This is a genomic window from Micromonospora yasonensis, from assembly GCF_026013475.1.
GTDB lineage: Bacteria > Actinomycetota > Actinomycetes > Mycobacteriales > Micromonosporaceae > Micromonospora > Micromonospora yasonensis.
Genome location: NZ_JAPDPH010000391.1, coordinates 1 through 3,278, shown reverse-complemented (window position 1 = coordinate 3,278; position 3,278 = coordinate 1). Strand labels below are relative to the sequence as shown.

Below are 3,278 nucleotides of genomic sequence, written 5' to 3'. Positions count from 1 at the left end.
CCACCCGCGACGCCGGCAACCAACTCACCGCCTGCCACTACCCTGAAACCAGCACGATCAGCTCAACCCCAGGTGCTGCTGGGGGTCGAGAAGCCGGCACCGACCCACGCAGCTGACCCACGACGGGCCGGGGCCGACCGTGCCCGGCGGAGGGATCAAGCCTGACCGCCCGGACGGTCGGCCCCGGCCCCTACCCTGAGCGCCAGGAAGAAGGCAGGGCAACAGCCTGGGGACCCATCAGCAGCATCCCCCCGTCCACCGGCCACGACGCCCCCGTCACGTACGCGGCCGCCGGCGAGGCCAGCAGCGTCACCACCGCGGCGACCTCGCGGGCGTCCCCGGGCCGGCCCACCGGCACGCCCGGGCGCTCCTCGGTGAACGGGTCGATGTCCTCCTGCCCGGTCATCGGGGTGGCGATCTCCCCCGGGGCGACCGCGTTGACCGTGATCCCGTCGGCGGCCAGCTCCTGCGCCATCACCTTGGTGAGTAACCCGAGCCCACCCTTGGCCGCGCAGTACGCCGACGAGCCCACCCGGGGAGCGTGCTCGTGCACGCTGGTGATGTTGATGATCCGCCCGCCCCGGCCGGCCGCCCGCATCCGCCGCGCCGCCCGCTGGGAGCAGAGGAACGGGCCGTCCAGGTCGATGGACAACACCTCCCGCCACTGCGCCCAGGACACGTCCACGAATGGCGTGGCCAGGCCGGTTCCGGCGTTGTTCACCAGCACGCCGAGCCCGCCGAGCCGGTCGGTCAGCTCGTCGATCATCCCGGCGGCCGCCGGCAGCCGGGTCAGGTCCAGCTCGGCCGTCTCGCAGCGGCGGCCGGTGGCGCGTACCTCGGCGGCGGTGTGCTCGGCGCCCTCCGGGTCGCCGTACCAGGTGAAGCCGATGTCGAAGCCGGCCTCGGCGAGCGCCACCACACACGCCTCGCCGATGCCGGAGTCGGCGCCGGTGACGATCGCGATCGGGTCGTAGTCCTCGTATCGCTGGGGCATGGTGCCGCACTACCCGGATCGGGCGAGTTGAAGCAGAGCGGGTGTAACCGCCCCGGACCGGGGTAGCCGGACCGACATGGACCTGGTCGAGGAGTCGCCGTACCGGTTCCGCATCGACCGGCACGATCCGATGCGGGTGCCCGGCGTGGTCTTCGCCTCCCGCTCGCTGCTGCCGGACGCCGGCGCCGACCGGTCCCTCGATCAGGTCGCCAACGTGGCCACCCTGCCCGGCATCGTCGACGCCTCGTACGCCATGCCGGACGTGCACTGGGGCTACGGCTTCCCGATCGGCGGGGTGGCCGCCACCGACATCGAGCACGGGGGCGTGGTCTCACCCGGCGGCGTCGGCTTCGACATCTCCTGCGGGGTCCGCCTGCTCGTCGCCGACCTGGACCGGGACCGGCTGCGGCCCCGGCTGGACGCGGTGATGGACGGCCTGGGCGAGTCCACCCCGCGCGGCATGGGCAAGGGCGCGGTCTGGCACCTGACCGACGGCGCCGAGCTCGACGCGGTGCTGCGCGGCGGCTCCCGGTACGCCGTCGAGCGGGGCTACGGCGTCCAGCGGGACCTGGACCGCTGCGAGGACTACGGCGCGGTCGACGACGCGAACCCGGCCCAGGTGAGCGAGCGGGCGGTGGAGCGCGGCGCGCGCCAGGTCGGCAGCCTCGGCTCCGGCAACCACTTCCTCGAGGTGCAGGCGGTCGAGGAGATCTACGACGAGAGCGTCGCCGCCGCGTTCGGGCTGCGTGCCAACCAGGTCTGCGTGATGATCCACTGCGGCTCGCGCGGCCTGGGCCACCAGATCTGCACGGACTACGTGCGCGAGATGGAGAAGGTGATGCCCGGCTACGGCATCCACGTGCCGGACCGGCAGCTCGCCTGCGCGCCGGTGTCGTCCCACGAGGGCCGGGCCTACCTGGCGGCGATGGCCGCCGCCGCGAACTACGCCCGGGCCAATCGGCAACTGCTCGCCCACGCCGCCCGTCAGGTCTTCCACCGGGTCACCGGCTGCGACCTCGACCTGGTGTACGACATCTCGCACAACCTCGCCAAGATCGAGACGCACCACCTGGACGGCACGCCGCGCCGGCTCTGCGTGCACCGCAAGGGCGCCACCCGGGCCCTGCCGCCCGGGCATCCCGACCTGCCGGAGGACCTGCGCCCGGTCGGGCAGCCCGTGCTCATCCCCGGCTCGATGGGCACCGGCTCGTACGTCCTCACCGGTGTCCCCGGCTCGCCGGCCTGGGCCTCCACCTGCCACGGCGCGGGCCGGGTGCAGAGCCGCAAGCAGGCCACCAAGGCGGTACGCGGGCACGACCCCCGCCGGGAGCTGGAGGCCCAGGACATCGCCGTGCGGGGTGCGTCCCGGCGCGGGCTGGCCGAGGAGATGCCGGCGGCGTACAAGGACATCACCGAGGTGGTGGCGGCGGCCGAGGGGGCGGGCCTGTGCCGGCGGGTGGCCCGGCTGGTGCCGCTCGGCGTGGTGAAGGGCTGAGGCCTACACGTCCAGCGTCACCGCGCAGGACCAGCCGGCGCCGTCCGGGCCGAAACGGAGTTCGTGCAGCGAGACCGCCTTCGGGACGGCGCCGACCGCCTCCACCGCGTCGGTGTCGGCCACCCGCCAGCGCACCAGCAGGCCCTCGTCGTCGGCGGCCCGTACCTCCGTCTCCAGCGGCACCTGGCCCTCGGTCTCCAGCCGGAAGATCACCTCGTCGAGGACGGCCACCAGCAGGTCCGGATCGTCGCCGGGCGGCACCCGGTGCTCGGTCTCCGCCTCGGGGTTGACGCCGGTGGCGTCGACGAAGGTGCCGACCAGCGCGCTGACCGCCTCCGCCACGCAGCCCTCCCGGTCCGGCGCCCACGCCTCGATCCGGACGTCGGCGGTGTGCGGGACATTCCGGTGGCCCCGGGGCGGTCGTCGCTCCATCCCCCGATCATGCCGGGCACGGGTGGGGTGCCCTGCGGGTTTTGTCGCATCGGGTCGCTAGGGTGCCGGCATGATCGCCGATGATTCCGACGCCGTCACCGTCACCTTCCTCAGCATGATGCGCGCCGTGCTGCGCGCCGAGAAGGTCGGCGAGGACAGCCTCGGCCGCACGGTCGAGCTGGCCCGGCGGTGGTGGGGCACCGGCGACGCGGCCGACGCGCAACTCGCGGCGGCACTGCGCGAGTCGCACGGCGAGCCGGTCGACGTCGACGACCCGCGCCAGGTCGCCGACGAAGCGACCACGCTCGGCGTGCAGCTGGGGCAACACCCGGCCGGACTTCGTGGAGCGGTTCTCGA

At 74.0% G+C, this 3,278-nt stretch carries 4 protein-coding genes; 2 read left to right on the top strand and 2 right to left on the bottom strand.

The features are described 5' to 3' along the window. Positions 1-190: 190 nt before the first annotated feature. Positions 191-994 (bottom strand): SDR family oxidoreductase, encoded by an 804-nt coding sequence (locus ONA70_RS35510; protein ID WP_265010853.1) that lies wholly within the window; start codon positions 992-994, stop codon positions 191-193. Positions 995-1,070: 76 nt separating this feature from the next. Between ONA70_RS35510 and ONA70_RS35505 the strand changes: the two genes are divergently transcribed. Then, entirely contained in the window at positions 1,071-2,489 is a 1,419-nt protein-coding gene (locus ONA70_RS35505; RefSeq protein ID WP_265010852.1) for an RtcB family protein, read from the top strand. A 3-nt stretch (positions 2,490-2,492) separates the two neighbouring features. Here the strand turns inward: ONA70_RS35505 and ONA70_RS35500 are convergent, their stop codons facing one another. Next, complete coding sequence (locus ONA70_RS35500) at positions 2,493-2,921, bottom strand: archease (RefSeq protein WP_265010851.1); 429 nt, start codon at positions 2,919-2,921, stop codon at positions 2,493-2,495. A 70-nt stretch (positions 2,922-2,991) separates the two neighbouring features. Between ONA70_RS35500 and ONA70_RS35495 the strand changes: the two genes are divergently transcribed. After that, positions 2,992-3,278: hypothetical protein (locus ONA70_RS35495; RefSeq protein WP_265010850.1), on the top strand; the 287-nt coding region annotated here is incomplete at its 3' end.

Bases quoted from the DNA above. Each gene is read 5' to 3' on its own strand.
- ONA70_RS35510 (WP_265010853.1), bottom strand. From the start codon at position 994: ATGCCCCAGCGATACGAGGACTACGACCCGATCGCGATCGTCACCGGC.
- ONA70_RS35505 (WP_265010852.1), top strand. From the start codon at position 1,071: ATGGACCTGGTCGAGGAGTCGCCGTACCGGTTCCGCATCGACCGGCAC.
- ONA70_RS35500 (WP_265010851.1), bottom strand. From the start codon at position 2,921: ATGGAGCGACGACCGCCCCGGGGCCACCGGAATGTCCCGCACACCGCC.